This is a genomic window from Nonomuraea sp. NPDC049309 (assembly GCF_043196965.1).
In the GTDB taxonomy this organism is placed as follows: Bacteria; Actinomycetota; Actinomycetes; order Streptosporangiales; family Streptosporangiaceae; genus Nonomuraea; species Nonomuraea fastidiosa.
Genome location: NZ_JBICSH010000008.1, coordinates 216,587 through 241,562, shown reverse-complemented (window position 1 = coordinate 241,562; position 24,976 = coordinate 216,587). Strand labels below are relative to the sequence as shown.

The following is a 24,976-nucleotide window of genomic DNA, read 5'->3' as shown; positions in this document are numbered from 1 at the left end:
CGGCGTTCTGCGAAGGGGAACCGGGCTCCCACCGGTGGTGTGACTGGCCAAGCGGTCGTTAGTACGTTTTAATTGGTCTTCATGGCCATGGTCAGCATCAAGGACGTCGCCGCACTCGCCGGCGTCTCCCCCGGCACGGTCTCCAACGTACTGAACCGGCCGGGCAAAGTCGCGCCGGCCACGCGCGAGCGGGTCGAGGCCGCCATCAGCGAGCTGGGGTTCGTCCGGCACGGCTCGGCCTCCACACTGCGCGCCGGATACAGCAGGACGATCGGCCTGAGCGTGATCGACATCGGCAACCCGTTCTTCACCGAGGTCGCCGCCGGCGTCGAGGACGTGGCCAGCGAGCTCGGCTACGCGGTGATCCTCGGCAACTCGGCGGGCTCCACCGACAAGGAGGACCGCAACCTGCGCGTGCTGGCCGAGCACCGCGTGCGCGGCGTGCTCATCACGCCGTCGGGCGAGGACCCGGCCAGGCTCGACCGGCTGCGCGAGCACGGCATCAGCGTGGTGCTCGTCGACCATCCCGCCCACCGCCCCGACCAGTGCGCGGTGGCCGTCGACGACGTCGCGGGCGGCCGCGCGGCCGTGGCCCACCTGCTGGGCAAGGGCGCGCGGAGCCTGGCGTACGTGACCGGGCCGCTGACCATCCGGCAGTGCGTCGAGCGCCGCGAGGGCGCCAAGATGGCCATGACCGCCGCCGGGCTCGACCCCGGGGACCTGCGCGTGGTCGAGGCGGCCACGATGACCGCCAAGGCGGGCGAGAAGGCGGCGGGCGAGCTGGCCGCGGAAGGGCTGCCCGAGGCGATCTTCTGCGCCAACGACCTGCTCGCGCTCGGCGTGCTGCGCGCGCTGCTGCGCTCGGGGGTGCGGGTGCCCGAGGACGTCGTGCTGATGGGCTACGACGACATCGACTTCGCCGCCGCCTCGACGGTGTCGCTCACCTCGATGCGGCAGCCGACGTACCAGCTCGGGCGCATCGCCACCGAGCTGCTGCTGGACGAGTGCGACAACCCCGACACGCACGCGCACCAGCACATCATGTTCCAGCCGGAGCTCGTCGCCAGGGAGTCCACGCAATGAGCCGCCGCGCACCGGGAGCCGTGAGATCGCCGAGGACCGCATGACCAGCAGCACCAGCCATCGATTCGCCGCCGTCGACCTGGGCGCCTCCAGCGGGCGGGTGATGCTCGCCGACCTGTCCGAGGGCCTGACGCTGACCGAGACGCACCGCTTCCCCAACGGCCCCGTGCGCGTGGCAGGACGCCTCCACTGGGACGTGCTCGGCCTGTACCGGGAGATCCTGGCCGGGCTGCGCGAGGCGGGCCCGGTCGCCTCGATCGGCGTGGACTCGTGGGCCGTCGACTACGCGCTGCTCGACGAGTCGGGCCGGATGCTCGGCAACCCGGTGCACTACCGCGACGACCGCACCGCGGGCATTCCCGAGCGGGTGGCCGCCGAGGTCGGCGCCGAGGCCCTCTACGACGTCAACGGCCTGCAGGTGCTGCCGTTCAACACCCTCTACCAGCTGCTGGCCGACCGGCTCGACGGCGCGGCCACCATGCTGCTGATCCCCGACCTGATCGGCTACTGGCTGACCGGCGAGATCGGCGCGGAGGTGACCAACGCCTCCACCACGGGCCTGCTCGACGTCCGCACGAGGTCGTGGGCGTTACCGCTGGTCAAGCAGCTCGGCCTGCCCGCCGGGATCCTGCCGCCGCTGCGGCGGCCGGGCGAGGAGACGGGCGGGCTGCGGCCCGACGTGGCCGCCGAGATCGGCTGGTCGGCCCCGGTCATGGCGGTCGGCTCGCACGACACCGCCTCCGCCGTGGCCGCCGTGCCCGCCACCGGCCCCGCGTTCGCCTACATCTCCTGCGGCACCTGGTCGCTGGCCGGAGTCGAGCTGCCGGAGCCCGTGCTCACCCCCGAGAGCCGGGCCGCGAACTTCACCAACGAGGCCGGCATCGACGGCACCGTCCGCTACCTGCGCAACGTCATGGGCCTGTGGCTGCTGCAGGAGTGCCTGCGCGCCTGGCCCGGCTCCGACCTGGGCGAGCTGCTGGCCGCCGCGGCGAAGGAGCCGGCCTTCGCCGCCGTCGTCAACCCCGACGAGCCGGTGTTCCTGCCGCCGGGCGACATGCCGGGCAGGATCGCCGCCGAGTGCCGCCGCACCGGGCAGCGCCCGCCCTCCTCCCCCGCCGGGTACGTGCGGTGCGTGCTGGAGAGCCTGGCGATCGGCCACCGGCTGGCGGTGCGGCAGGCGATGGAGCTGTCCGGCCGCGACGTCGAGGTGGTGCACCTGGTCGGCGGCGGATCCCGCAACGAGCTGCTGTGCCAGTTCACCGCCGACGCCTGCGGGCTGCCGGTGGTGGCCGGGCCGGCGGAGGCGACCACCTTCGGCAACGTGCTGGTGCAGGCGCGCTCGGCCGGGCTGGTCTCCGATCTCGGCGAGATGCGGGCGCTGGTCGCCGAGACCCAGCCGCTGCGCCGCTACGAGCCCTCCGGCGACCTGCGCGCCTGGGACGAGGCGGCCTCCCGGCTGTTCTGACCTGTTTCTACCAGGAGCCGGGAGATCGTCCCGGCCGTTGTGACCTGCCGGTTTTCCCCCCGCTCGTCCCGGGCAGGACTCGGGCCGGGGACATCGGGGGGATGCCATGGATCTCGCGTGGCCGCTGCTGCGGCAGCTCACGGGGGCCGACCGCACGGCACGGGGGCCGGCGGCCAAGTCGGCGAAGACGGAGGCGCGCACGGCCCGCACGGCTACGGCGGACCGGGTGGTCAAGTCGGTCTGCCCGTACTGCGCGGTGGGCTGCGGCCAGAACGTCTACGTCCGGGATGAGAAGGTCGTCCAGATCGAGGGCGACCCCGACTCCCCCATCAGCCTGGGCCGGCTGTGCCCGAAGGGCGCGGCCAGCCTGCAGCTCACCACCGGGTCAGGGCGCATGCACAAGGCGCTCTACCGGCCGCCGGGCGGGGCCGACTGGCAGGAGATCGACCTGGCCACGGCCATGGACATGATCGCCGACCGGATCATCGCGACCCGCCGCGAGACCTGGGAATGGGAGCACGACGGGCGGCGTACCGCGCGCACCATGGGCATCGCCAGCCTGGGCGGCGCGACCCTCGACAACGAGGAGAACTACCTCATCAAGAAGCTGCTGACGGCGCTCGGCGTGGTGCAGATCGAGAACCAGGCCCGCGTCTGCCACAGCTCGACCGTGGTGGGACTCGGCACGTCGTTCGGGCGCGGCGGCGCCACCACGTTCATGCAGGACCTGCAGCATGCCGACTGCATCGTCATCCAGGGCTCGAACTTCGCCGAGTGCCACCCGGTGGGCTTTCAGTGGGTGATGGAGGCCAAGGCGCGCGGGGCGGTCGTCATCCACGTCGATCCGCGCTTCACCAGGACGAGCGCGATGGCCGACCTGCACGTGCCCATCAGGGCGGGCTCCGACGTGGCGTTCCTCGGCGCGATCATCAACCACGTCCTGGAGAACGAGCTGTACTTCCGCGAATACGTGGTCAACTACACCAACGCGGCGGCCATCCTGCGCGAGGACTTCCGCGACGCCGAGGACCTCGACGGCCTGTTCTCCGGCTTCTCCGAGGAGAGCCGCACCTACGACATCGACTCCTGGCAGTACGAGGGCATGTCCACGGTCGCCGCCTCGGGCGACCGTGACGAGGACTTCGACCGGCGCGAGGGCCGTACCCCGCCGGGCCGCCCCGAGGTGCAGGGCAGCGCCGGGATGCCGCTGGACGGCGTGCCCGAGCGCGACGAGACGCTGCAGCATCCGCGCTGCGTGCTGCAGGTGCTGCGCCGCCACTTCGCCCGCTACACGCCGGAGATGGTCGAGCGGGTGTGCGGGGTGCCGCGCCGCCTGTTCGAGGAGGTCTGCCGGCACCTGACGGAGAACTCGGGGCCGGACAAGACGTCGGAGTTCGTGTACGCGGTGGGCTGGACGCAGCACAGCGACGGCTCGCAGTTCATCAGGGCGGCGAGCATCCTGCAGCTGCTGCTCGGCAACATCGGCCGCCCGGGCGGCGGCATCCAGGCGCTGCGCGGGCACGCCAGCATCCAGGGCTCGAGCGACATCCCGACGCTGTTCAACCTGCTGCCCGGCTACATCCCGATGCCGCACGCGCACGAGAACGAGCGGCTGCGCGACTTCCTGCTGGCCGACGCGCCGCACAAGGGCTTCTGGGCCAACATGCCCGCCTACCTCATCAGCCTGCTCAAGGCATGGTGGGGCGACTCGGCGCAGCCGGACAACGACTTCCGCTTCGGCTGGCTGCCCCGGCTGACCGGCTCGCACAGCACGTACGACACGGTGCTCGCGCAGCTCGACGGCACCTGCAAGGGCTACATCCTGCTGGGCGAGAACCCGGCGGTCGGCTCGGCCAACGCGAAGATGCAGCGGCTCGGCATGGCCAACCTCGACTGGCTGGTGGTGCGCGACTTCAGCCTGATCGAGAGCGCCACCTGGTGGAAGGACGGCCCGGAGATCGAGACGGGCGAGCTGAAGACCGAGGACATCCGCACCGAGGTGTTCTTCCTGCCCGCCGCGAGCCACACCGAGAAGAACGGCAGCTTCACCAACACCAACCGGCTGCTGCAGTGGCACCACCAGGCGGTCGAGCCGCAGGGGGACGCCCGCAGCGACCTGTGGTTCATGTACCACCTCGGCCGCATCATCAGGGAGAAGCTGGCCGGCTCGGCCGACCCGATGGACCGGCCCGTGCTCGACCTCACCTGGGACTACCCGACCGAGGGCGCGACGGAGGAGCCGTCGGCCGAGGCGGTGCTGGCCGAGATCAACGGCTGGGACGCGCAGGGCCGGCCGCTGCCCGGCTACCACGCGCTCAAGGACGACGGCTCCACGGCCTGCGGCTGCTGGATCTACTGCGGCGTGTACGCCGACGGGGTCAACCAGGCGGCCCGCCGCAAACCGGCCTCCGAGCAGAACTGGATCTCCGCCGAGTGGGCGTGGGCCTGGCCCGCCAACCGGCGCATCCTCTACAACCGCGCATCGGCCAAGCCCGACGGCACCCCGTGGAGCGAGCGCAAGCGGCTGGTGTGGTGGGACGCCGGGGCGCAGCGCTGGACCGGATACGACGTGCCGGACTTCGAGACGGACAAGAGCCCCGGCTACCGGCCGCCGCCCGGCGCGCAGGGCGTGGAGGCGCTGTCGGGCATCGACCCGTTCATCATGCAGGCCGACGGCAAGGGCTGGCTGTTCGCTCCGACCGGAGTGGTGGACGGGCCGCTGCCCACCCACTACGAGCCGCAGGACTCGCCGGTCGCCAACCCGCTGTACGGCCGGCAGCGCAGCCCCGTGCGCAAGGTCTATCCGCACGAGCACAACCGCTACCAGCCGAGCGGGGACGAGCCGGGGGCGTCGGTGTACCCGTACGTGGTGACGACGTACCGGCTGACCGAGCACTTCACGGCGGGCGGCATGAGCCGGTTCACGCCGTACCTGGCGGAGCTGCAGCCGGAGATGTTCTGCGAGGTCTCCCCCGCGCTGGCCGCCGAGCGCGGGCTGGTGCACGGCGACTGGGCGACGATCATCACGGCGCGCAACGCCATCGAGGCCCGGGTGCTGGTCACCGACCGCATCCCGTCGCTGCACCTGAACGGGCGGGTGCTGCACCAGATCGGGCTGCCGTTCCACTTCGGGCCCAACGGCCTGGTCACCGGGGACGCGGCCAACGAGCTGTCGTCGATCTCGCTGGACCCCAACTCCCACATCCAGGAGGTCAAGGCGCTGTCGGCGGACATCCGTCCCGGGCGGCGGCCGCGGGGGCCCGCGCTGCCGGAGCTGGTCAGGTCGTACCAGCGGCGGGCCGGGATCGACGCCCGTACCGGAACGGAGGTGTGAGGCGGTGGCGTTCGACCTGAGGGAGCAGATCGACGGGCGGCGCGTCGGCTTCTTCACCGACACCAGCATCTGCATCGGCTGCAAGGCGTGCGAGGTGGCCTGCAAGGAGTGGAACGCCGTGCCGGACGACGGCATGGAGTTCACCGGCATGTCCTACGACAACACGGCGGGTCTCGGCGCCGACACCTGGCGGCATGTGGCGTTCGTCGAGCAGCGGCGGCCGCTCGGCCATCAGGAGCCGGGCGTCGGCGACATGGACTTCCGCTGGCTGATGGCCTCCGACGTGTGCAAGCACTGCACGCACGCGGCCTGCCTGGACGTGTGCCCGACGGGGTCGCTGTTCCGCACCGAGTTCGGCACGGTGGTGGTGCAGGAGGACGTCTGCAACGGCTGCGGCTACTGCGTGCCGGCCTGCCCGTTCGGGGTGATCGGCAAGCGGGAGAGCAGCGGCACGGCGGCCAAGTGCACGATGTGCTACGACCGGCTCGGGGCCGGGCAGGAGCCGGCCTGCGCCAAGACCTGCCCGACGGACTCGATCCAGTTCGGCGACCTCGACGAGCTGCGCGAGCGCGCCGAGCGGCGGCTGGCCCAGCTGCACGAGGCGGGCGCGACCTCGGCCCGCCTGTACGGCCACGACACCGGTGACGGCGTGGGCGGCACGGGCGCGTTCTTCCTGCTGCTGGACGAGCCCGAGGTGTACGGCCTGCCGCCCGACCCGGTGGTGACGACCAGGGACCTGCCGTCGATGTGGCGGCACGTGGGCGTGGCGGCGCTCGGCCTGCTGGCCGGCGTGGCGGCGCTGGCGTGGAAGGGGCGGCGCGGATGACGGCGGGGCCTTTCACGGACGAGCGGATGCGACGGGGGCGGCGCGGATGAGCCAGACCGACGTGCGGATGGACGGCTCGGCGGAGCTGCGCGGCGAGCGCGAGGCCACGCCGGGCTCGGCGGGCCGAAGGCGCGAACGGCTCGCGCCGGCGCCGAAGGCGGAGCCGGGCTCCTACTACGGGCGGCCGGTGCTGAAGGAGCCGACGTGGCAGGCCCCCGACATCGCCGGTTACCTGTTCCTCGGCGGGCTGGCGGGCGCGTCGTCCACGCTGGCCGCCGCCGCCGAGCTGACCGGCAGGCCGCGCCTGGCCAGGGCGGGCAAGGTGGGGGCGCTGTGCGCGCTGGGCGGCTCGCTGTACGCGCTCATCCACGACCTGGGCAGGCCCGAGCGGTTCGTCAACATGCTGCGGGTGTTCAAGGTGACCTCGCCGATGAGCGTCGGCACGTGGATACTCACCGCGTACGGGCCGCAGGCCGGGCTGGCGGCGGCCTGCGACCTCACCGGCGTCGCGCCGGGCGCGGGCCGGGCGGCCACCGTGGGCGCGGGGCTGGTGGGTCCCGCGGTGGCGACGTACACGGCGGCGCTGATCTGCGACACGGCGGTGCCGGCCTGGCACGAGGGCCATCGGGAGATGCCGTTCCTGTTCGCCGGGTCGGCCACGGCGGCGGCGGGCGGGCTCGGCCTGCTGGCCGCGCCGCTTGCGGAGGCGGCACCGGCCCGGCGGGTGGCGCTGCTCGGCGCGGCGGTGGAGTGCGTGGCCGCCTTGCGGATGGAGCGCCGTCTCGGCCCGCTGGGCGAGCCGCTGAGGCGCAGCAGGCTGCTGCGCCTGGGCGAGGCGCTGTCGCTGGCGGGCGCGGTGGCGGGGGCGACGATGGGCCGCCGCAGCAGGCTCGCGGCGGTGGCGGCGGGCGCGGCGCTGCTGGCCGGGTCGGCGTGCACCCGGTTCGGGATCTTCCAGGCGGGGATGGAGTCGGCTCGCGATCCCCGCTACACCGTCCAGCCGCAGCGCAGGCGGCTGGCCTTGGCGAAAGCGGAGCGTGACCTTCGATGAAGCGGAAAGTCGCGGAGTATCTGCCGTTCTTCGGCATCGTGCTGGTCGTCTGCACGGCCTCGTGGCTGGCGGGCCGGACCCCGCCGCGGGCCGTCCTGTGGGGCAGGCCCACGGTACGGCGCTGAGCCGGCCGGCCTTACGATCAGCAGATGACCGAGAAGACCGAAACGACGCCCGCCTGGCTCGCACCCGAAGAACTGGAGTCGGTGCGGGGCAGGATGCCGATCCTCTACATCGACGCCGTTCCGGTGCGCGTCGATGACACCGGTGTGGTCACCCACGTCGGGCTGTTGCTGCGCATCCTGTCGGACGGCACGGTCAGCCGGGCGCTGGTCTCCGGCCGGGTGCTGCACCACGAGCGGATCCGCGACGCCCTCATGCGTCACCTGGAGAAGGATCTGGGCCCTGTGGCGCTCCCGCGCATCCCGGCCTCGCCGCAGCCGTTCACGGTGGCCGAGTACTTCCCGACGCCCGGTGTCACCCCCTATCACGATCCGCGCCAGCACGCGGTCTCGCTGGCCTACATCGTGCCGGTGGCCGGCGACTGCAGGCCCCGGCAGGACGCGCTCGACCTGGTGTGGTTCACGCCGGAGGAGGCGGCCTCGCCGAGCGTGCAGCAGGAGATGGCGAACGGCCAGGGCGTGCTGCTCAAGCAGGCGCTGGCCCACGTGGGCCGGCTGGTCTGAGCCCCGGGTCCGGGAACGTCACGGGCGCTCCGCCCCGGCCTTGACCCAGCGGTAGAGCGGGTCGCCGGGGCAGGAGGTGCTGTAGCCGTCGCGGTGCCCCTTGACCTCGGGGCCGGCGGCGCCGTGCTCGCGCAGGTACTCGATGGCGTCCACCAGGGCGTGCAGCAGGTCGTCGTTGGGCTCGGTCAGCCCGGAGCTGCCGAGCAGCGCGAGCACCGCGTAGTGGCCGGCGTTGAGCCCGGCGCCGTTGGCGGCCGGCAGGGCGTGCGGGCCGCGTCCGGCGAAGGTGTACCGGTGGGGGCAGCACACCAGGTTGTAGCCGATGTCGATGTAGCGCTCGCCGCGCCCGCCCGCCATGTGCATGCGCTGGATGCCGCGGACGAGGTCCGCGCAGCGGTCGTGGTTCGCGGGCTCGGCGAGGCCGGCGGGCACCGCGCCGCCGGTGTAGTGGATCTTCACGCCTTTGGTCGCCCGCAGGCTGGTGTAGGAGGCGGTCGGCTTCTTGGCGCCCCATTCGGCTCTGGTGACCAGGTTCATGCGTTCCTCTTCTCGGGGGAATGTCCTGGTCACCAGCATGTCAACCATTTGTAGTCATGTCATCACTCTTCGTCATCAGAGTGAGCTGCCGCCCAGGTGAGGTCAGCCCGTGGCGGCCGCCCGGTGGGCGCGACGGAAGACCTGCTTCCTGCCGCGCGCCCTGAAGTCGGCGCGCGCGGTGATCCCGCCGGAGGCAGGGACGGGGAAGCGGGCCGAGACCGACATGCCGGGGGCCACCGACGCCACCGCGCGCGGCCTCGCGCCCCGCTCGCCGTCGAGGCCGAGCCGCACGTCGCGCCAGGGCTCGGCGGAGCCGTTGTGCAGGGTCACCACGACCTCATCGGCCCGCACCTCCGTGCGCAGCCCGTACGGCAGCCGCGAGTCGGGGCCGATCGACCGGTCGAGCCTGGTCAGGAGCTGCTTCACCAGGCCGGGGCGGGCGGCGGCCAGGTTCCTGCGCTCGTACGGGTCGGTGCGCAGGTCGTACAGCTCGACCCGGCCGCGCGGCCCGGCCCCGGCGACGTGCGGGCCGAACCTGATCGCCTTCCACCGGCCCCTGCGGATGGCCTGCATCTTGCGCGGGCGGTTCCACACCAGGTGATCGTGCTCGGGGGCGTCGCCGCCGGTGAGCAGGCCGCGGAAGGACAGGCCGTCGACGCGGGCGGGCACCGGCACCTCGGCGAGGTCGGCCAGGGTGGGCAGCACGTCCCAGAACGCGACCGGCCGCCTGACCACACGGTGCCGCAGGCCGGGCGACCAGGCGATCATGGGGACGCGGATGCCGCCCTCGTACAGGTCGCGCTTGCCCCCGCGGTAGGGGCCGTTGCCGTCGAACAGCGCCGGCGTCACGCCCTTCTCGTGGTGGGGGCCGTTGTCGCTGGTGAACAGCACCAGCGTGCGCTCGGCCACGCCCGCGTCGCGCAGCGCCCTGATGAGCGCGGCGACGTCGGTGTCGAGCCTGGACACCTGCGCGGCGTGCCGGCGGTTGGGGCCGCTCCAGGGGCGGTTCTCGTACGGCCCCGCGTCGCCCGGGACGGCGCTCGGGGCGTGCGGCAGGTTGGTCGGGAAGTACAGCAGGAACGGCCTGTCGCCGCTGTCCTTGATGAACTCGATCGCGCGCTCGCGGAACAGGTGCGGCGCGTACGAGCCGCCGTTCAGCCGCACCTTCTCGCCGTTGTGCCACAGGTACTTCGGGAAGTACTGGTGGGCGTGCTTGTGCCCGATGTAGCCGTAGAACTCGTCGAAGCCGCGCGCGTTCGGGTGGGAGACGTGGCCGGGGTCCTCGGGGCCGAAGCCCCACTTGCCGATGCACGCCGTACGGTAGCCCGACATCCGCAGCAGCTCGGCGAAGGTGAGGTCGTCGGCGGTCAGCGAGCGCTGCGGGCCGCCTGCGGGGTTCTGGCGCACGGTGCCGTGCCCGGCGTGCAGCCCGGTGAGCAGCGCGCACCGCGACGGCGCGCACAGCGGCGCCCCCGAGTAGGCGGTCGTGAACTGCACGCCCTCGGCGGCCAGGCGGTCGAGGTTGGGGGTGCGGATGGCGCGCTGGCCGTTGCTGCCGATCTCTCCCCATCCCAGGTCGTCGGCCAGGATGAGCAGGATGTTCGGCCGCTCGGGCAGCCTGCCGCGCGCGGCGGCGGTGTCAAGTGTGGCGGCGCTCGCCGGGGCGGCGGCCGAGGCGGCCGCGGGCATGGCGAGGCCGGCGAGAGCACCGGCGAAGAAGGCTCGGCGCGAAGGCCCGTTGATCACGAAGGGCAACATAGCGGAGGTCACGGCGTATGGTGGGCGAATGCCCGGCGAACTCACTCCGGCGCTCAGGAGAGGTGACCCCACGCGCGGCGGATGCCGTGCAGCCCCCGGGGGTCCGGGAACGCGCCGGGATGACGGCGCGCTCCCGCAGCGGGGCGAGGGCTCAGTCGCGGGTGACGCGCCGGTCGTGCACCACCGCGTACGTGTTGCGCAGCGCCTCCATCGACTCGTCGTAGGAGGCCTGCGCGACCCCGGTGAACAGGCAGTCCACCACCATGAGCTGGGCGATGCGGCTGCCCAGCGCGCCGGAGCGGAACTTGGTCTCCCGCGCGGCCGTCGTGAGCGTCACGTCGGCCGTGCGGGCCAGCGGCGACTCGCGGAAGTTGGTGAGCGCGATCGTGGCGGCCCCCGACTTGCCGGCGATGGCGAGGAACTCGACGGTGTCCACGGTGGCGCCGGTGTGGGAGACGGCGAGCGCCACGCAGCCGGGGCCGAGGGTGGCGGCCGAGGTCCACGCCGAGTGCGAGTCGGGCCAGTTGATCGCGGTGCGGCCGATGCGCGAGAGCTTCTGCTGCAGGTCGAGGCCGACGAGCGCGCTCGCGCCGACGCCGAAGGTGTCGATCCTGCGGGCGCCGAGCAGCAGCTCCACGGCCTGGCCGAGGGCGTCCATGTCGAGGAAGCGCGCGGTGTCGGCGATGGACAGCGTCTCGTTCATGGCCACCTTGGTGACGATGCCGGCCAGGCTGTCGTTCCTGTCGATGTCGCCGGAGACCTCGGGCAGGCTCGCGGTGGCCAGCTCCTCCCTGGCGACGGCCCGGGTGAGGTCGATCCTGAAGTCGCGGTAGTGGGCGTAGCCCATGCGGCGGTAGAAGCGGACGACGGAGGTCGTGGAGGTCTGGCAGCGGGCGGCCAGCTCGGCGATGGACAGGTTGGCCGCGGCGGCGGGGTCTTCGGTGAACATCTCGGCGATGCGCCGCTCCGACGGGCGCAGGGCGGGCATGGCAGCGCGGATGCGGATCAGCAGGGTCTCGGCGTCCTCGCCCGTCATCACTCATCCCCGTCGGTGGAAAATAAATACCCTGGTGGTAGGGTCTGTGTAATTTTATGACCTACTGCACCAAGGAGAGCACATGCCCCGTGGCGCCTTCTCCGCGGTCGGCGTCGCCGCTGCGCTGTCCGTCGCGTTGACCGCCTGCTCGTCCTCCGGAGGTACCCCCGCCGCCGATCCGGGGAACGCCCAGAGCGGCGGTTCGCTCGTCGTCGGCGTCACCTCCGACCCCGACACGCTCTTCCCCTGGAAGGCCACCCAGTTCACGGCCGTCAACGTGCTGCAGAACCTGTACGGCACGCTCACCGAGTTCGACAAGGACCTCAACGTCGTCCCCGGCCTCGCCGAATCCTGGGAGACCAGCAAGGACGGCAAGACGCTGACCTTCAAGCTGCGCCAGGGCGTGACCTTCGCCGACGGCAGCGCGTTCGACTCCGAGGACGTCAAGGCGTCCCTCGACAAGATCATGGACGAGAAGACGGCGGCGGTGGCCCGCGCCTCGCTGTCGTCGGTCGAGTCGGTGAAGGCGCCCGACAAGAACACCGTGGTGCTGAAGCTGAAGAGCCCCGACGCCGCGCTGCCCGCCAACCTGGCGACCGTCAACATGGCCATGCTCTCCTCCGACGACACCGAGGAGAAGCTCACCACCACCCCCAACGGCACCGGCCCGTTCACGCTCGGCAAGCGGGTGCCCAGCCAGTCGATCACCCTCACCAGGAACGACGCCTACTGGGGCCCCGAGAAGCCCAAGGTGGGCTCGGTGGAGTTCCGCGTCATCCCCGACGAGTCGTCCATCGTCTCGGCCATGCAGTCGGGCAACGTGCAGCTCGCGGTCTTCAACGACCCGCTGGTCGCGCAGACCGCCGAAGGCGGCGGCACGATCACCGTGACCAAGACGCCGCAGCTCAACTACCACGTCCTGCAGCTCAACGCGCGGCGCGGCGACCTGAAGGACGTCAACGTCCGCCTGGCCATCCAGTGCGCGATCGACCGCAAGCAGGTCCTCGACACCGCCGCGCTCGGCGAGGGCGAGGTGACCGGCCCGATCACCGCGCCCGCGTTCAAGTCGGACCCGGACAAGCGCCCCTGCCCCACCCGCGACCTCGCCAAGGCCGCCGACTACCTCGCCAAGGCCGGCAAGTCCAGCGGCGTGACGGTCAAGACGATCGTCTCCCAGGGCGAGTACGCCACCTCCGTCAACGAGGCCCAGAACCTCAAGGCCCAGCTCGCCGAGGCCAAGATCAACTTGGACCTGGAGGTGCTGGAGTCCGGCGCGTACGTGGACCGCTGGGTCGCCGCCGACTTCGACGCGGCGGTGGCGCTGAACGGCGGCCGCCCCGACCCCGACGGCTCCTACGGCCGCTACTTCACCAGCGACGGCAACCTCAACAAGGTCGCCGGCTACAGCTCGCCCGCGCTGGACAAGCTCTTCGCGCAGGGCAAGGCCACCACCGACCAGGCCGAGCGCAAGGCCATCTACGACCAGGTCGCCGCCGAGCTGGAGAACAACGCGGCCTGGATCTGGCTGTTCGCCGGCTACACCTACACCGCGACCACGTCGAACGTGCAGGGCTTCGTGCCGATGGCCAGCGGCTCCCTGCAGTACCTGCGGACCACGTCCGTCGGCTGAGGCGCCACCGATGAGGTTCGTACGCAACCGGGCGCTGCGCCGCATCGCGGAGACGATCGGCATCCTGTTCGGGGTGGCCGTGGTGGTCTTCGTGATGCTCAGGGCGCTGCCCGGCGACCAGATCACCGCCGGGCTGGGCACCGAGGCCGCCGCGCTCACCCCGGCGCAGCGGCAGGCTCTGGAGCAGTACTACGGCCTGGACCAGCCGCTGGTCACGCAGTTCTTCTCGTGGCTCGGCAACATGTTCACCGGTAACTTCGGCTACTCGGCCCGCTCCCAGCAGAGCGTGCTGGAGCTGACCCTGCACGCGCTGCCGGTGACGTTCGAGCTGGCCGTGCTGTCGATCCTGCTGGCGCTGCTGATCGGGGTGCCGCTCGGCATGCTGGCCGCCTCGCGGACGAACTCGCTGCGCGACGCCGCCGGCCAGGTGGTGAGCCTGGCCGGGCTGTCGATCCCGGCGTTCCTGCTGGCGACCACGCTGCTGTCGGTGTTCGCCGCGTCGTTCGGCTTCAACCCCAACGGGCAGGGCTTCGCCACCTTCACCGAGGACCCGCTGCTCAACCTGCAGCAGATGTTTCTGCCCGCGCTCGTGCTGGGCTTCGGCATCGCGGCGCCGATCCTGCGCACCACCCGTACGGCGGTGCTGGAGGTACGCTCGGACGACTTCGTGCGCACCGCCCGTGCCAAGGGCGTGCCGGAGCGTCGGCTGCAGGTCAGGCACGTGCTGGGCAACGCGCTCGTCCCGATCGTCACCATGACCGGCCTGCAGTTCGGCTACCTGCTGGGCGGCGCGGTCGTGGTGGAGCAGATCTTCTCCGTGCCGGGCATCGGGCGGCAGGTGCTGCTCGGCATCCAGCAGAAGGAGTACGCGGTCGTGCAGAGCACCGTGCTGGTGATCGCGCTGGCGTTCGTGCTGGTCAACCTGCTGACCGACCTGCTCTACCGGGTGATCGACCCGCGGGTGAGGGCGTCATGAGGCGCAGTCCCGCCGCCATCACGGGCATCGTGATCCTGGCGCTGCTGGCCGTCGTGGCCGTGCTGTCGTACCTGGACCTGCTGCCCTACGACCCGATCGCGCAGAACCCGCCGTCGCGCTTCCTCGGGCCGTCGGGCGAGCACCTGTTCGGCACCGACCAGTTCGGGCGCGACGTGTTCTCCCGGGTGGCCGCGGGCGTCGGCAACTCGGCGCTGATCGCGGTCGTCGCGGTGGCGTTCGCGACCGTGGTGGGCACGCTGGGCGGGCTGGTGTCGGGCTTCTACCGGGGCTGGGCCGACGGCGCGATCGGCGGGGTGACGAACGTGCTGTTCGCCTTCCCGCCGCTGCTGCTCGCGCTGTCGCTGGCGTCGGTGCTGGACCGCAACTGGTTCACCATCGCCGTGGCCATCGCGATCGTCTACGTGCCGATCTTCATCCGCGTGACGCGCGGTCCCGTGCTCTCGCTCAGGGAGATCGAGTACGTCAAGGCGGCCGTCTCGACCGGCCAGAGCCGCTGGCAGATCATGCTGCGCCACGTGCTGCCGAACATCACCTCGATCATCGTCGTCCAGGTGGCGCTCTCGCTGTCGTGGGCGGTGCTGACCGAGGCGTCGCTGAGCTTCCTGGGGCTCGGCACTCCGCCCCCCGCACCGTCGCTCGGTTCGATGATCTTCGAGGCGCGCAGCCTGGTGTTCATCGCCCCGTGGACGCTGATCGCGCCAGGCGCGGTCGTCGTGCTGCTCGTGGTCGGGCTCAACCTGCTCGGCGACGGCCTGCGCGACACACTCGACCCCAGAAACCGCGGACACCGAGGAACCTGAGGAAAGCGGTGAATCTCTCCGAACTGACGACCGAGTCGGCCGACCCGCGCTTCGCCGGCATCGACACCATGAGCGTGGGCGAGCTGGCGGCCACCATGAACGCGGCGGACGCCACCGTGCCCGGCGCGGTGAAGACGGCGCTGCCCAGCATCACCGCCGCCATCGAGGCCACGGCCGCCCGCATGGAGACCGGCGGCCGGCTGGTCTACGTGGGCGCGGGCACCCCGGGCAGGCTGGGCGTGCTGGACGCCTCCGAGTGCCCGCCGACGTTCTCCACCCCGCCCGAGCAGGTCTTCGCGATCATCGCGGGCGGCGAGAGCGCCATCGTCTCGCCCTGCGAGGGCGCCGAGGACGACGAGCAGGCCGGCGCCGCCGCCATCGACGCGGCCGGCATCGGCCCGCTGGACACCGTGGTGGGGATCGCCTCCAGCGGGCGCACCCCGTACGTGCTGGCCGCCGTACGGCGGGCCCGCGAGCTGGGCGCGCTGACCGTCGGGCTGTCGTGCAACGCGGGCACCCCGCTGAGCGCCGCCGCCGAGCACGCCATCGAGGTGCTGGTCGGGCCCGAGGTGATCAGCGGCTCCACCCGGCTCAAGGCGGGCACCGCGCAGAAGCTCGTGCTCAACATGTTCTCGACGATCGTCATGGTGCGGCTCGGCAAGACGTACGGCAACCTGATGGTCGATGTGAAGGCCAGCAACGGCAAGCTGCGCGAGCGCGCCGTGCGCATGGTCCGCACCATCACCGGGGCCGGCCGGGAGGAGGCGCTGGCCGCGCTGGACGCCAACGGCTTCAACGTCAAGCAGGCCGTGGTGGCCTCCCGCTTCGGCCTGTCGCCGCAGGAGGCCGCGGCCCGGCTGGCCGAGGCGGGCGGGCGGCTGCGGGTCGCGCTGGGAGAGACCGCATGAAGGTCCTCGGCATGATCTCCGGCACCTCGCACGACGGCATCGACGTGGCGGTGGTGGACTTCGAGCTCGTCGGGAGCGTGCTCGAAGGCCGCCTCGGCCACACCGCGAGCACGCCGTACGCCGATGAGCTGCGGTCGCGGCTGATCGCGGCGCTGCCGCCCGCGCCGACCACGCTGGCCGAGGTGTGCGAGCTGGACACGCTCATCGGGCAGAGCTTCGCCGACGCCGCCGCGCAGGCGATCGAGGCGGGCGGGCCCGTCGATTTGATCGTCTCGCACGGCCAGACCGTCTACCACTGGGTGGAGGGCGCGCACGCGCGCGGCACGCTGCAGATCGGCCAGCCCGCCTGGATCGCCGAGCGCACCGGCACGCCCGTACTGTCGGACGTGCGCATCAGGGACATCACCGCGGGCGGGCACGGCGCGCCGCTGGTGTCGGTGCTGGACGGACTGCTGCTCGGCGCGCACGAGGGCGGCGCGGCGGCGCTCAACCTGGGCGGCATCGCCAACATGACCGTGGTCCGCGGCGCTTCGGGGCAGGGGCTGCACGCCTACGACATCGGCCCGGCCAACGCCCTGATCGACGCCGTGGTGACGAGCCGGGGCCTGCACCCGCGCGGCTTCGACGAGGACGGCCACATCGCCGCGTCCGGGCGGGTGCACGAGGGGCTGCTCGCGGTGCTGCTGGATGAGCCGTACTACCGGCTGGCGCCGCCCAAGAGCACCGGCAAGGAGCTGTTCCACCTCGGCTACGTCGAGCAGGCCCTGGCCAGGACCGCCGCGCCGGTCGGCGACGCCGACCTGGTGGCCACGCTGACCGAGCTGACCGTGCGGACCGTCGCCCGCGACGTGCGCGCGTCCGGGGTGGACGCGCTGGTCGTCTCCGGCGGCGGCGCCCGCAACCCCGTGATCATGGACGGGCTGCGCGCCGCGCTGCCCGGCGTGCGGGTGGCGCGCTCCGACGAGTACGGCGCGCCCTCCGACGACAAGGAGGCCATCGCGTTCGCGCTGATCGGCTGGCTGACCGCGCACGGCCTGCCGGGCACCGTCCCCGGCGGCACGGGCGCGGCGGCCGCCCGCATCCTCGGCACGCTCACCCCCGGCGCGGGACCGCTGGTGCTCCCCGCGCCGCTCGCGCAGGGGCCGCGCTCGCTGGTGCTCACCCGATGACCCCGCAGAACCCGATGAACGAAGGGCGGAAGCCGGAGCCGCCGCCCGGCCTGGTCATGGCGGCCCGCACGCCGTGGTTCGAGCTCACCGAGGTCACCGGCCACCGCACGGTGCAGGCCACCGAGCACGGCCTCGAGGGCCTGGCGCGGATGACGCTGGAGACCTACCACGACCTGGCCTCGGTGACCAAGGTCATGGCCACCACCACGATGCTCATCCGGCTGGTCTCCGACCGGCTGGTGGACCTGGACGCCCCGCTGCGCGCGTACCTGCCGCACTCGTACGAGGCGATCACGGTGCGCGAGCTGCTGCTGCACCGGGGCGGTCTGTGGGAGTGGTGGCCGCTGTACATCAAGGCGGACATGCCGCCGCCGCGCTACCGGCCCGGCCGTGCCCGCCACTACTCCGACCTGGGCTTCATCCTGCTCGGCCGGATCGTCGGCGCGGTCACCGGGCTGCGCCTGGACCGGGCGCTGGCCGAGCTGGTCACCCGGCCGCTCGGCCTGACCTCCACCACCTACGCCCGCCCGGCGGGCGCGGAGGTCGCCATGAGCGCGCTGGACGACCGGGTCGAGATGACCATGCTGGACACCGGGCGGCCGTACCCGGTGCCCTACCGCAGCACCGACTTCGCCCGCTGGCGCACCGGGCCGGTGCTCGGCGAGGTGGCCGACGGCAACGCCTACCACGCCTTCGAGGGCGTGTCGGGGCACGCGGGCCTGTTCTCGACGGTGCCCGACCTGCTCAAGTTCGCCACCGCCATGGCCAGGTACGAGGAGTACGACCACCTGTGGCGGCCCGAGGTCGTGCGGGAGTTCTTCGCCCCCGGCCCCGACCCCGAACAGGCGCTGGGCTTCCGCAGGTACGCGCTCGACCTGCCCGGCGAGACGGTCACCGTGCTCGGCCACCCCGGCTACGTCGGCTGTGCGGTCGGTTTCGTGCCCGGCCGCGACATCGTGCTGGCCCTGGCGAGCAACCGCCTGCTCGTCGAGGGCTCCCCCACCCCCACGGACGCCCTCTGGGCCGGCCTGCTGCAGGCCGTCGAAGATCGATCGAGGACCGCATGACGACCCCGCTCCTGGAGATCGACGACCTTTCCGTCGCCTTCCGCACCCGCAAGCAGGACGTGACCGTCGTCAGGAACGTCTCCATGCGCATCATGCCGGGCCAGACCGTCGCCGTGGTGGGCGAGTCCGGCTCGGGCAAGTCCACCACCGCGGCGGCGGTCAACCGGCTGCTGCCCGAGGGCGGCCGCATCACCGGCGGCCGGGTCGTCTTCGACGGCCGCGACCTGGTCAAGGCGACCGCACGGGAGATGACCGCGATCCGCGGCGCCGGCATCGGCCTGGTCCCGCAGGACCCGATGTCGAACCTCAACCCGCTCATGCGCATCGGCGACCAGATCGCCGAGGCGCTGGAGGTGCACGGCCTGGCGAGCGGCAAGGCGGCGCGCGAGCGGGTGGTCGAGCTGCTCGACATGGTGGGCATCCAGGAGCCGCGCCGGCGCGCCCGGCAGTACCCGCACGAGTTCTCCGGCGGCATGCGGCAGCGGGCGCTCATCGCGATGGGGCTGGCCTGCCGGCCCAAGCTGCTCATCGCCGACGAGCCGACCTCCGCCCTGGACGTGACCGTGCAGCGGCGCATCCTCGACCAGCTCGAACAGCTCACCGCCGAGATGGGCACGGCCGTCTTCCTCATCACGCACGACCTCGCGCTCGCGGCCGAGCGTGCCGACGAGGTGGCGGTCATGTACAAGGGCGAGATCGTGGAGACCGGCCCCGCGGCGGGCATCCTCAGCGACCCCGGGCACGAGTACACCCGCAGGCTGCTCGGCGCGGTGCCGAGCCTGTCGTCGGCACGGGTGCCCGAGCCGCCCCGCGACGCGCCCGACCTGGTCGTGGTGGAGGGGCTGCGCAAGGTGTTCCCCGGCAGGGACGGCGACCCCGACTTCACGGCGGTGGACGGCGTGTCGTTCTCGATCCCGCGCGGGCAGACGGTCTCGATCGTGGGCGAATCGGGCTCGGGCAAGTCCACGACCGCGAACCTGCTGCTCGGCCTGGACGAGCCCACCGCGGGCAGCATCCGCTTCGACGGCACCGACCTGGCCGGGCTGGGGCGGCGCGAGCTGTTCGCCTTCCGCAGGCGGGTGCAGCCGGTCTTCCAGAACCCGTACGCCTCGCTCGACCCCCGCTACACGGTGGAGAAGTCGATCACCGAGCCGCTGCGCGTGCACCGCGTCGGCACCCCGGCCGAGCGCAGGAAGCGGGCCGCCGAGCTGCTCGACCGGGTGGCGCTGCCCTCCTCGATGCTCGGGCGGCTGCCGCACGAGCTGTCCGGCGGCCAGCGCCAGCGGGTGGCCATCGCCCGCGCCCTCGCGCTCTCCCCCGAGCTGGTGGTGCTCGACGAGGCCGTCTCGGCGCTGGACGTGCTGGTGCAGGCGCAGATCCTGGAGCTGCTCGCCGAGCTGCAGCAGGAGCTGGGGCTGAGCTACCTGTTCATCAGCCACGACCTGGCCGTGGTGCGGATGATCTCCCACCGCGTGCACGTCATGCGCGGCGGGCGGATCGTGGAGAGCGGCACGGCGGCCGAGATCTTCGACGACCCCACGGACGGCTACACGCGGGAGCTGCTCGCCGCCATCCCCGGCACCCGGTAAGTTGGAATATCCGACTTACCGGGTGGACGCGGCAGGAGGCGGGTTTCATGCCCAGGGAATGCTCGATCGCCAACGCGCTCGAGATCGTCGGCGAGCGGTGGAGCCTGCTCGCGCTGCGGGAGATCTTCCTCGGCGTGCGGCGCTTCGACCAGATCGCCCGCAACACCGGCGCGAGCCGCGACATCCTCACCGCCCGGCTGCGCAAGCTGGAGGAGTTCGGCCTGCTCGAACGCCGCCCCTACGAGACGCGCCCGCCGCGCTACGAGTACGTGCTCACCGAGTCCGGCAGGGCGCTGAACGAGGTGCTGCTGACGCTGATGTCGTGGGGCGACCGCTACGTCACGCCCGGCGAGCCGCCCACGGTGTGGGGCCACGCCTGCGGCGCGGAGCTGGAGCCGGTGATGGTGTGCGCGCACTGCCGGGAGCCGGTGCGGACCGAGGACATGGCACCGCTGCGGGTCAGCGAGCCACAGTAGTCCCGTGAAGATCCTTTTAGTCCAGCCGCCGCACTGGTCCCCCGACGGCCACGCCAACTTCGACGCCGTCGAGGCGCTGCTCGGCGGCTTCTCCGGCGACGTGGTACTGCTGCCCGAGCTGGCCGGCCGCCGCCTGCACGTGCTGCTCTGCGCCGACCTGTGGTACTCGGCCAGCCTGGCCGGGCGCGACGGCCTCGACGCCGTGCTGGTGCCCGCCTTCTCCGTCACCCGCTGGGACGGCCCCGCCCCCGCCAGGACGCTGTGGCAGCACATGAGCGTGGCGCGGGCGTACGAGTTCATGACGTACGTGGCGGTCAGCGACTGGCACCACGAGACCACCTACCACGGGCACCCCTGCGCGGGCGTCACCGGACTGGCCAACCCGTGCCCGCGCACGCACGACGGCTTCTTCACCGGCCCGCCGGACGCGCCGGTCTCGGTGCACGAGCTGGACTTCGGCCGCCTGGACGCCTTCCGCTCCGACCGCGCCGACCGCGGCTTCCGCTGACCGGTCCGTCCTTCGGGCTGACAGCGGGGCGCTGTTCGTCTGGTTCACGCGGCACCCGGCGCGGGACCGGCCGCCCGGCGCGCTGCCGGTGACGGACGAGGCGCGGACGTCCGCCCCGGCGACGGGCGCACCGAGAAGAGCCGGGCATGACGAGAGGGGAGCGCCAGTGCGGCGCTCCCCCGTGTCACGCCCGCGGGCTCAGCGCAGGGCGTAGGCGCGGATCACCTCCTGCGTCACGGTGTCGCCCCGCACGTCGGAGGCGCGCAGCCGCAGCGAGACGAACCCGGACGACGGCGCGCGGCCGAGCGTCGTCTCGTAGCGGCGCTCGCCCTTGGCGCGCAGGCGGGCCTGCGTCCAGGTGCGGCCGTCGTCGTAGGAGACCTCGAGCGAGACGTCCTTGATCGCGTGCTGCTCGGCGCCCTCCTGGTTGCGCAGGGTGAGCGCGATCCTGCGCGACGACGCCCGGTTCTTCAGGTCCACGGGCGCGTCGAAGCTCGCCAGCAGCAGCGGCACGGCCGTGGTGCCGTCGGTGTGCTCGGAGGTGAAGGTCCACTCGCCGCGGGTGCGCAGGGCGAGCCTGGCCCAGTCGGCCTCGTTGGCGACGTCGTAGGTGATCCGGTACGTCGCCTTCTCCGGCGGCAGGTCGCCCGACCCCGACGGCAGGTAGTTCGTCTGCCACAGCAGCGTGTCGCCCTGGTAGAGCCGGAAGTCGGTCTTCAGGCCGTGTTCGAACTGGCTGGTGTACGCCTCACCGAAGTTGCCCTGGGCGTCCACGAAGCCCTGCGGGGACAGCCGGAGCCTGTCGCCCTCCCTGCGGGTCGGGCTGAGCGGGTTGAAGCCGGGCAGCAGCGGCTGCTTGAACACGGTGCGCTCGACCCGCTCGCCCGTCTTGTAGGGCCGGAGCTCCGGCGAGGTCACGGACACGCGGGCCGTGTCGGGGTGCGGGAACATGTTGTTGTACGGCCGCTCCGGCGTGCTCGCCGACGTGCTCCAGCTCACCTCGGGGTCGGGGGTGACGTAGTCGGTGCGGACGCGCGGCGTCCTCGCCATGGAGTGGTTGACGGAGATGGACGAGGCGTCCCACGGCTCGAAGGCGAAGCGGGCCTCGGTGACCGTCACGTCGTCGGCGAGCTGGCTGTGGTAGCCGGTCTCGATCCTGGCCAGCGACTTGGCCCGCACCTTGTACGTGAGCTTGTCCGGCACCCGGCCCTTCTCGCGCAGGTACAGGTCGTACAGGTAGGGGCTGGCCACGACGCCCTTGGCGACGACCGGCACCGGCAGCAGGCGCGCCCGCTTGACGAGCTGCAGCCCCTCCTCGTGGGTGAGCCGCACGGTCGGGACGGCGAGCTTGACGCCGTTGCCGCCGGTGGTGACGTCCGCGCCGGGCGTGTCGCTGTAGACCGCCACCATGGCCGCGCCGGCCGCGGCGGCGGCGTTGGCCTGCGTGGAGACCGGCACGCCGTCGGTGCGGCGGATGACGGCGAGCCTGCCGCGCAGGTTGCGCGCCTTGATCTCGGCGGGGGTGCCGCGGCCGGCGTCCACGGCGAGCAGCACGCGGGTGCCGTCGAGGCGCGGGTACTCGGTGGCGAGGTCGCTGAACTGGACGGGGTCGACGTACTGGGGGTCGAGCTTCAGTCCCGGCGCGGTGAAGGTGATCTCGGGCGCGGCGAGCCGCCAGCGGGTGGCGACGACGAACGTGCCCTTGGTCACCTTCTTGGTGGGCTGGACGAACAGCCGCTCCTCGATCTGCGCGCCGGGCGTGATCGTGGTGCCGCCGCGCAGCGCCGTGCCCTGTTCGCCGGCCCGGTACCACATGAGGGCCGCGGCGGCGCCGGGGTTGCGCTTGGTCTGGTGGTCGGGGGTCTCGACCTTGACCTCGACCGCCTTGCGGGCGTCCAGGACGACCTCGGTGTCCTTGGTGATCTTCATTTCCGGGTCGCCGAGCAGGCTCTCGTTGAGCGGCGTGCCGGTGTCGGTGCTGTCCTGCGTGGCGGGCATGGTGAAGATGTGGCCGAGCACGGAGTAGGTGCCGGGCTTGACGAGCAGGCAGGTGCCGGAGCCGTAGGTGGCGTCGGTGCAGGGCTCGGAGGGGTCGCCGGGCAGCACGCGGCCGACGAGCGTGCCTTCGTCCAGGTTGAGCACGGTGAAACCGCCGCGGCCTGGCCTTCCGTCCCTGGCGATGCCGCGTACCCGCAGCTCGACGCGCTTCTCCTCGACGCTGCCCGTCAGCAGCGTGCGCGCGCCGCCCGCGACGAGCTCCTGGCGCAGCACGCCGGGGCGGTCGCCCTTGAGCGTGACCCGGGCCTCGGCGGTGCCGCCCGCGGGGACGGTGAGCCTGGCCGGTTCGACGGTGAACGCGTCACCGGCGCTCAGGTCGAGCTCGGCGGGCTGATCGCCGAGGTTGCGGTAGCCGATGGTGAGCGTCTTGTCCTCGCCCTCCTGGAGCCGCCCGAAGTCGAGCGCGCCGGTCGAGGCGACGATCGTGCTGCCGAGCGCGGCGGCCACGTCGATGCGGCCCGCGCCCTGGGCGTCCACGGGGATGTCATCGCCCGGCGTGGCGGTGGCCATGAGCAGCGCCTTCAGCTCGCCGCCGGTGAGGTTCGGGCGGGCCTGGTGCAGCAGCGCCGCCGCGCCCGCGACGTGCGGGGTGGCCATGGAGGTGCCGGACATGGCGACGAGCCCGCCGCCCGCCCTGGCCGCGGTGATGTCCACGCCGGGCGCGGTCACATCGGGCTTGACCGCCTGGGTGGCGGTGATCGGGCCCCGGCTGGAGAAGGGGGCGAGCGCGTCCTGCTTGTCCACGGCACCGACGGTCAGCGCCTCGGGGGCGTCGCCGGGCGAGCCGACGCAGGACTCGCAGCCGTCGTTGCCCGCCGCGACCACGAACAGCGTGCCGTGCTCCCTGGCCAGGGTGGCGAGGGCGTCGCTGACGGGCCCGCCGGGCTCGGGGCTGCTCAGGCTCATGTTGACGATCTGGGCGTGCTGCTCGGCGGCGGCCCACTCCATGCCGTCGATGACCCACGAGAGCTGCCCCTGGCCGGAGGCGTCCAGGACGCGGCCGTCCACCAGCCGGGCGCCGGGCGCGACGCCCTTGCCGCCCTCGACGCCGGCCCCGGCGATCGTGTCCGCGACGTGGGTGCCGTGGCCGTGGGGGTCGCCCGCGGCGTCCTGGCCGGTGAAGTCCTGGCGGGCGGCCACCTTACCGGCGAGGTCGGGGTGGGTGGCGTCCACGCCGGTGTCGAGCACGGCGACGGTGGTGCCGCTGCCGTCGTAGCCGGCGGCCCACGCGGCGGGTGCGGCGATCTGCGGCACGCTGCCGGTCAGCGCGGGCTTGATCTTGCGGTCCAGCCAGATCTTCTCCACGCCGGACAGCGCTCCCGCGGCGCGCGCCTGCGGGGAGGCCGACGCGAGCGCGGCGAGCTGCGCGCCGAACGCGGCCGCGCCCGACTCGGGCACCGTCACGCCCGCGCCGCCGATGCTCTCCAGCGTGCGCTGCTGCTGGACGGCGGGCAGGGCGGTCAGCGCCGGCTTGGGGGCGTTGTCCGCGAAGGTGAGGATGAGCGGGATGGCGTCGCCGAAGTCCTGCTCGGCCAGCGCCGTCACGTCGAACAGCGCCGGGTCGAGCCGCTGCGGTACCAGCGCGGCGACGTCGTCGGGGATGACCGTGACGTCGCGCCCGGTCTGCGTCACCTGGAACGCCGGCACGGAGCCGTCGGGGCGCGGCGCGGGCGTGACGGTGACCGCGTGGTGGCCGCCGTCCACGGCGCGCACCCGCACCCGGTCTCCGGTGATCAGGGTGATCTCGTCGCTGTCCGCCGCGGCCGTGAAGGGTGTGACCGGGGCGTCCTCGGCGTACGCACCGGGAGCCGCGAGCAGCGCGGCCGCCAGGGCCGTGGGGACGGCGAGCGCCGTGCCCCGCTTCAGGCCCCTTCTCAGGTGCTGCCTGAGCAGGCTTAAGCCTCGCGGCATGGGACGACCTCCAGAGAATCGGTAAGCACGAATACCGATTTCCTAGTCATCCCGAACGGCGCTGTCCATGTAATCGCGGTGGCCACA

General features: G+C 72.7%; 20 protein-coding genes. 16 read left to right on the top strand and 4 right to left on the bottom strand.

The genetic code is table 11. The features are described 5' to 3' along the window. The first annotated feature begins 81 nt into the window (after nt 1-81). From ACGFIM_RS36975 to ACGFIM_RS36945, 7 genes are all read left to right on the top strand, one after another. Nucleotides 82-1,083, top strand: coding sequence for a LacI family DNA-binding transcriptional regulator (locus ACGFIM_RS36975; protein ID WP_393210697.1), 1,002 nt, complete (start codon nt 82-84; stop codon nt 1,081-1,083). A 40-nt stretch (nt 1,084-1,123) separates the two neighbouring features. Beyond that, nucleotides 1,124-2,548 (top strand): rhamnulokinase family protein, encoded by a 1,425-nt coding sequence (locus tag ACGFIM_RS36970; RefSeq protein ID WP_393210693.1) that lies wholly within the window; start codon nt 1,124-1,126, stop codon nt 2,546-2,548. A 106-nt stretch (nt 2,549-2,654) separates the two neighbouring features. Continuing rightward, on the top strand, nt 2,655-5,882 hold the full coding sequence (gene fdh / locus ACGFIM_RS36965) for a formate dehydrogenase (protein ID WP_393210689.1): 3,228 nt from the start codon (nt 2,655-2,657) through the stop codon (nt 5,880-5,882). A 4-nt stretch (nt 5,883-5,886) separates the two neighbouring features. Next, complete coding sequence (locus ACGFIM_RS36960; protein WP_393210686.1) at nt 5,887-6,708, top strand: 4Fe-4S dicluster domain-containing protein; 822 nt, start codon at nt 5,887-5,889, stop codon at nt 6,706-6,708. 46 nt (nt 6,709-6,754) lie between these two features. Next, complete coding sequence (gene nrfD, locus ACGFIM_RS36955) at nt 6,755-7,759, top strand: NrfD/PsrC family molybdoenzyme membrane anchor subunit (protein ID WP_393210684.1); 1,005 nt, start codon at nt 6,755-6,757, stop codon at nt 7,757-7,759. Then, nucleotides 7,756-7,884 (top strand): hypothetical protein, encoded by a 129-nt coding sequence (locus tag ACGFIM_RS36950; protein ID WP_393210682.1) that lies wholly within the window; start codon nt 7,756-7,758, stop codon nt 7,882-7,884. The genes nrfD and ACGFIM_RS36950 overlap by 4 nt, the downstream gene beginning before the upstream one ends. Before the next feature lie 24 nt (nt 7,885-7,908). Continuing rightward, nucleotides 7,909-8,445, top strand: coding sequence for an NUDIX hydrolase family protein (locus ACGFIM_RS36945; RefSeq protein ID WP_393210679.1), 537 nt, complete (start codon nt 7,909-7,911; stop codon nt 8,443-8,445). A gap of 18 nt (nt 8,446-8,463) precedes the next feature. On the opposite strand, the gene ACGFIM_RS36940 is transcribed toward ACGFIM_RS36945, so the two are convergent. The 3 genes from ACGFIM_RS36940 to ACGFIM_RS36930 form a co-directional block, all read right to left on the bottom strand. After that, on the bottom strand, nt 8,464-9,030 hold the full coding sequence (locus ACGFIM_RS36940) for a peptidoglycan recognition family protein (RefSeq protein ID WP_393210677.1): 567 nt from the start codon (nt 9,028-9,030) through the stop codon (nt 8,464-8,466). 54 nt (nt 9,031-9,084) lie between these two features. Then, complete coding sequence (locus tag ACGFIM_RS36935) at nt 9,085-10,728, bottom strand: arylsulfatase (protein ID WP_393210674.1); 1,644 nt, start codon at nt 10,726-10,728, stop codon at nt 9,085-9,087. Nucleotides 10,729-10,891: 163 nt separating this feature from the next. Next, a complete protein-coding gene (locus ACGFIM_RS36930; RefSeq protein ID WP_393210671.1) occupies nt 10,892-11,776 on the bottom strand; it encodes a MurR/RpiR family transcriptional regulator in 885 nt (294 codons plus the stop codon). 82 nt (nt 11,777-11,858) lie between these two features. Here ACGFIM_RS36930 and ACGFIM_RS36925 point away from each other — a divergent pair, with 82 nt between their 5' ends. The 9 genes from ACGFIM_RS36925 to ACGFIM_RS36885 are packed head-to-tail and all read left to right on the top strand — an operon-like array spanning nt 11,859 to nt 20,920. Continuing rightward, nucleotides 11,859-13,406 (top strand): ABC transporter substrate-binding protein, encoded by a 1,548-nt coding sequence (locus tag ACGFIM_RS36925; protein WP_393210668.1) that lies wholly within the window; start codon nt 11,859-11,861, stop codon nt 13,404-13,406. A 10-nt stretch (nt 13,407-13,416) separates the two neighbouring features. Then, nucleotides 13,417-14,382 carry an ABC transporter permease gene (locus ACGFIM_RS36920; protein WP_393210666.1) on the top strand — a complete coding sequence of 322 codons (966 nt, stop codon included), beginning with the start codon at nt 13,417-13,419 and terminating at the stop codon, nt 14,380-14,382. Next, nucleotides 14,379-15,203, top strand: coding sequence for an ABC transporter permease (locus ACGFIM_RS36915; protein WP_393210663.1), 825 nt, complete (start codon nt 14,379-14,381; stop codon nt 15,201-15,203). The genes ACGFIM_RS36920 and ACGFIM_RS36915 overlap by 4 nt, the downstream gene beginning before the upstream one ends. Nucleotides 15,204-15,211: 8 nt before the next feature. After that, complete coding sequence (gene murQ / locus ACGFIM_RS36910) at nt 15,212-16,111, top strand: N-acetylmuramic acid 6-phosphate etherase (protein ID WP_393210660.1); 900 nt, start codon at nt 15,212-15,214, stop codon at nt 16,109-16,111. Continuing rightward, nucleotides 16,108-17,280 carry an anhydro-N-acetylmuramic acid kinase gene (locus tag ACGFIM_RS36905; protein WP_393210657.1) on the top strand — a complete coding sequence of 391 codons (1,173 nt, stop codon included), beginning with the start codon at nt 16,108-16,110 and terminating at the stop codon, nt 17,278-17,280. The genes murQ and ACGFIM_RS36905 overlap by 4 nt, the downstream gene beginning before the upstream one ends. Further along, complete coding sequence (locus tag ACGFIM_RS36900; RefSeq protein ID WP_393210654.1) at nt 17,277-18,347, top strand: serine hydrolase domain-containing protein; 1,071 nt, start codon at nt 17,277-17,279, stop codon at nt 18,345-18,347. Before ACGFIM_RS36905 ends, ACGFIM_RS36900 begins: the two co-directional genes overlap by 4 nt. Further along, entirely contained in the window at nt 18,344-19,936 is a 1,593-nt protein-coding gene (locus ACGFIM_RS36895; RefSeq protein WP_393210651.1) for an ABC transporter ATP-binding protein, read from the top strand. The genes ACGFIM_RS36900 and ACGFIM_RS36895 overlap by 4 nt, the downstream gene beginning before the upstream one ends. A 47-nt stretch (nt 19,937-19,983) precedes the next feature. Next, the gene (locus ACGFIM_RS36890; RefSeq protein WP_393210648.1) at nt 19,984-20,412 is read left to right on the top strand and encodes a winged helix-turn-helix transcriptional regulator; all 429 of its coding nucleotides are present in this window, start codon (nt 19,984-19,986) and stop codon (nt 20,410-20,412) included. A gap of 4 nt (nt 20,413-20,416) precedes the next feature. Then, on the top strand, nt 20,417-20,920 hold the full coding sequence (locus ACGFIM_RS36885) for a hypothetical protein (protein ID WP_393210645.1): 504 nt from the start codon (nt 20,417-20,419) through the stop codon (nt 20,918-20,920). A 198-nt stretch (nt 20,921-21,118) separates the two neighbouring features. Here ACGFIM_RS36885 and ACGFIM_RS36880 read toward each other — a convergent pair whose 3' ends face one another. After that, nucleotides 21,119-24,889 carry a S8 family serine peptidase gene (locus ACGFIM_RS36880; RefSeq protein ID WP_393210642.1) on the bottom strand — a complete coding sequence of 1,257 codons (3,771 nt, stop codon included), beginning with the start codon at nt 24,887-24,889 and terminating at the stop codon, nt 21,119-21,121. Nucleotides 24,890-24,976: the final 87 nt, after the last annotated feature.

Excerpts from the sequence above, each read along its gene's own strand:
- ACGFIM_RS36915 (WP_393210663.1), top strand. The coding sequence starts at position 14,379 with ATGAGGCGCAGTCCCGCCGCCATCACGGGCATCGTGATCCTGGCGCTG.
- ACGFIM_RS36895 (WP_393210651.1), top strand. The coding sequence starts at position 18,344 with ATGACGACCCCGCTCCTGGAGATCGACGACCTTTCCGTCGCCTTCCGC.
- ACGFIM_RS36925 (WP_393210668.1), top strand. The coding sequence starts at position 11,859 with ATGCCCCGTGGCGCCTTCTCCGCGGTCGGCGTCGCCGCTGCGCTGTCC.
- fdh (WP_393210689.1), top strand. The coding sequence starts at position 2,655 with ATGGATCTCGCGTGGCCGCTGCTGCGGCAGCTCACGGGGGCCGACCGC.
- ACGFIM_RS36900 (WP_393210654.1), top strand. The coding sequence starts at position 17,277 with ATGACCCCGCAGAACCCGATGAACGAAGGGCGGAAGCCGGAGCCGCCG.
- ACGFIM_RS36880 (WP_393210642.1), bottom strand. The coding sequence starts at position 24,889 with ATGCCGCGAGGCTTAAGCCTGCTCAGGCAGCACCTGAGAAGGGGCCTG.
- ACGFIM_RS36940 (WP_393210677.1), bottom strand. The coding sequence starts at position 9,030 with ATGGTTGACATGCTGGTGACCAGGACATTCCCCCGAGAAGAGGAACGC.
- ACGFIM_RS36905 (WP_393210657.1), top strand. The coding sequence starts at position 16,108 with ATGAAGGTCCTCGGCATGATCTCCGGCACCTCGCACGACGGCATCGAC.
- ACGFIM_RS36970 (WP_393210693.1), top strand. The coding sequence starts at position 1,124 with ATGACCAGCAGCACCAGCCATCGATTCGCCGCCGTCGACCTGGGCGCC.
- ACGFIM_RS36890 (WP_393210648.1), top strand. The coding sequence starts at position 19,984 with ATGCCCAGGGAATGCTCGATCGCCAACGCGCTCGAGATCGTCGGCGAG.
- ACGFIM_RS36930 (WP_393210671.1), bottom strand. The coding sequence starts at position 11,776 with ATGACGGGCGAGGACGCCGAGACCCTGCTGATCCGCATCCGCGCTGCC.
- ACGFIM_RS36950 (WP_393210682.1), top strand. The coding sequence starts at position 7,756 with ATGAAGCGGAAAGTCGCGGAGTATCTGCCGTTCTTCGGCATCGTGCTG.
- ACGFIM_RS36920 (WP_393210666.1), top strand. The coding sequence starts at position 13,417 with ATGAGGTTCGTACGCAACCGGGCGCTGCGCCGCATCGCGGAGACGATC.
- ACGFIM_RS36975 (WP_393210697.1), top strand. The coding sequence starts at position 82 with ATGGCCATGGTCAGCATCAAGGACGTCGCCGCACTCGCCGGCGTCTCC.
- ACGFIM_RS36945 (WP_393210679.1), top strand. The coding sequence starts at position 7,909 with ATGACCGAGAAGACCGAAACGACGCCCGCCTGGCTCGCACCCGAAGAA.
- nrfD (WP_393210684.1), top strand. The coding sequence starts at position 6,755 with ATGAGCCAGACCGACGTGCGGATGGACGGCTCGGCGGAGCTGCGCGGC.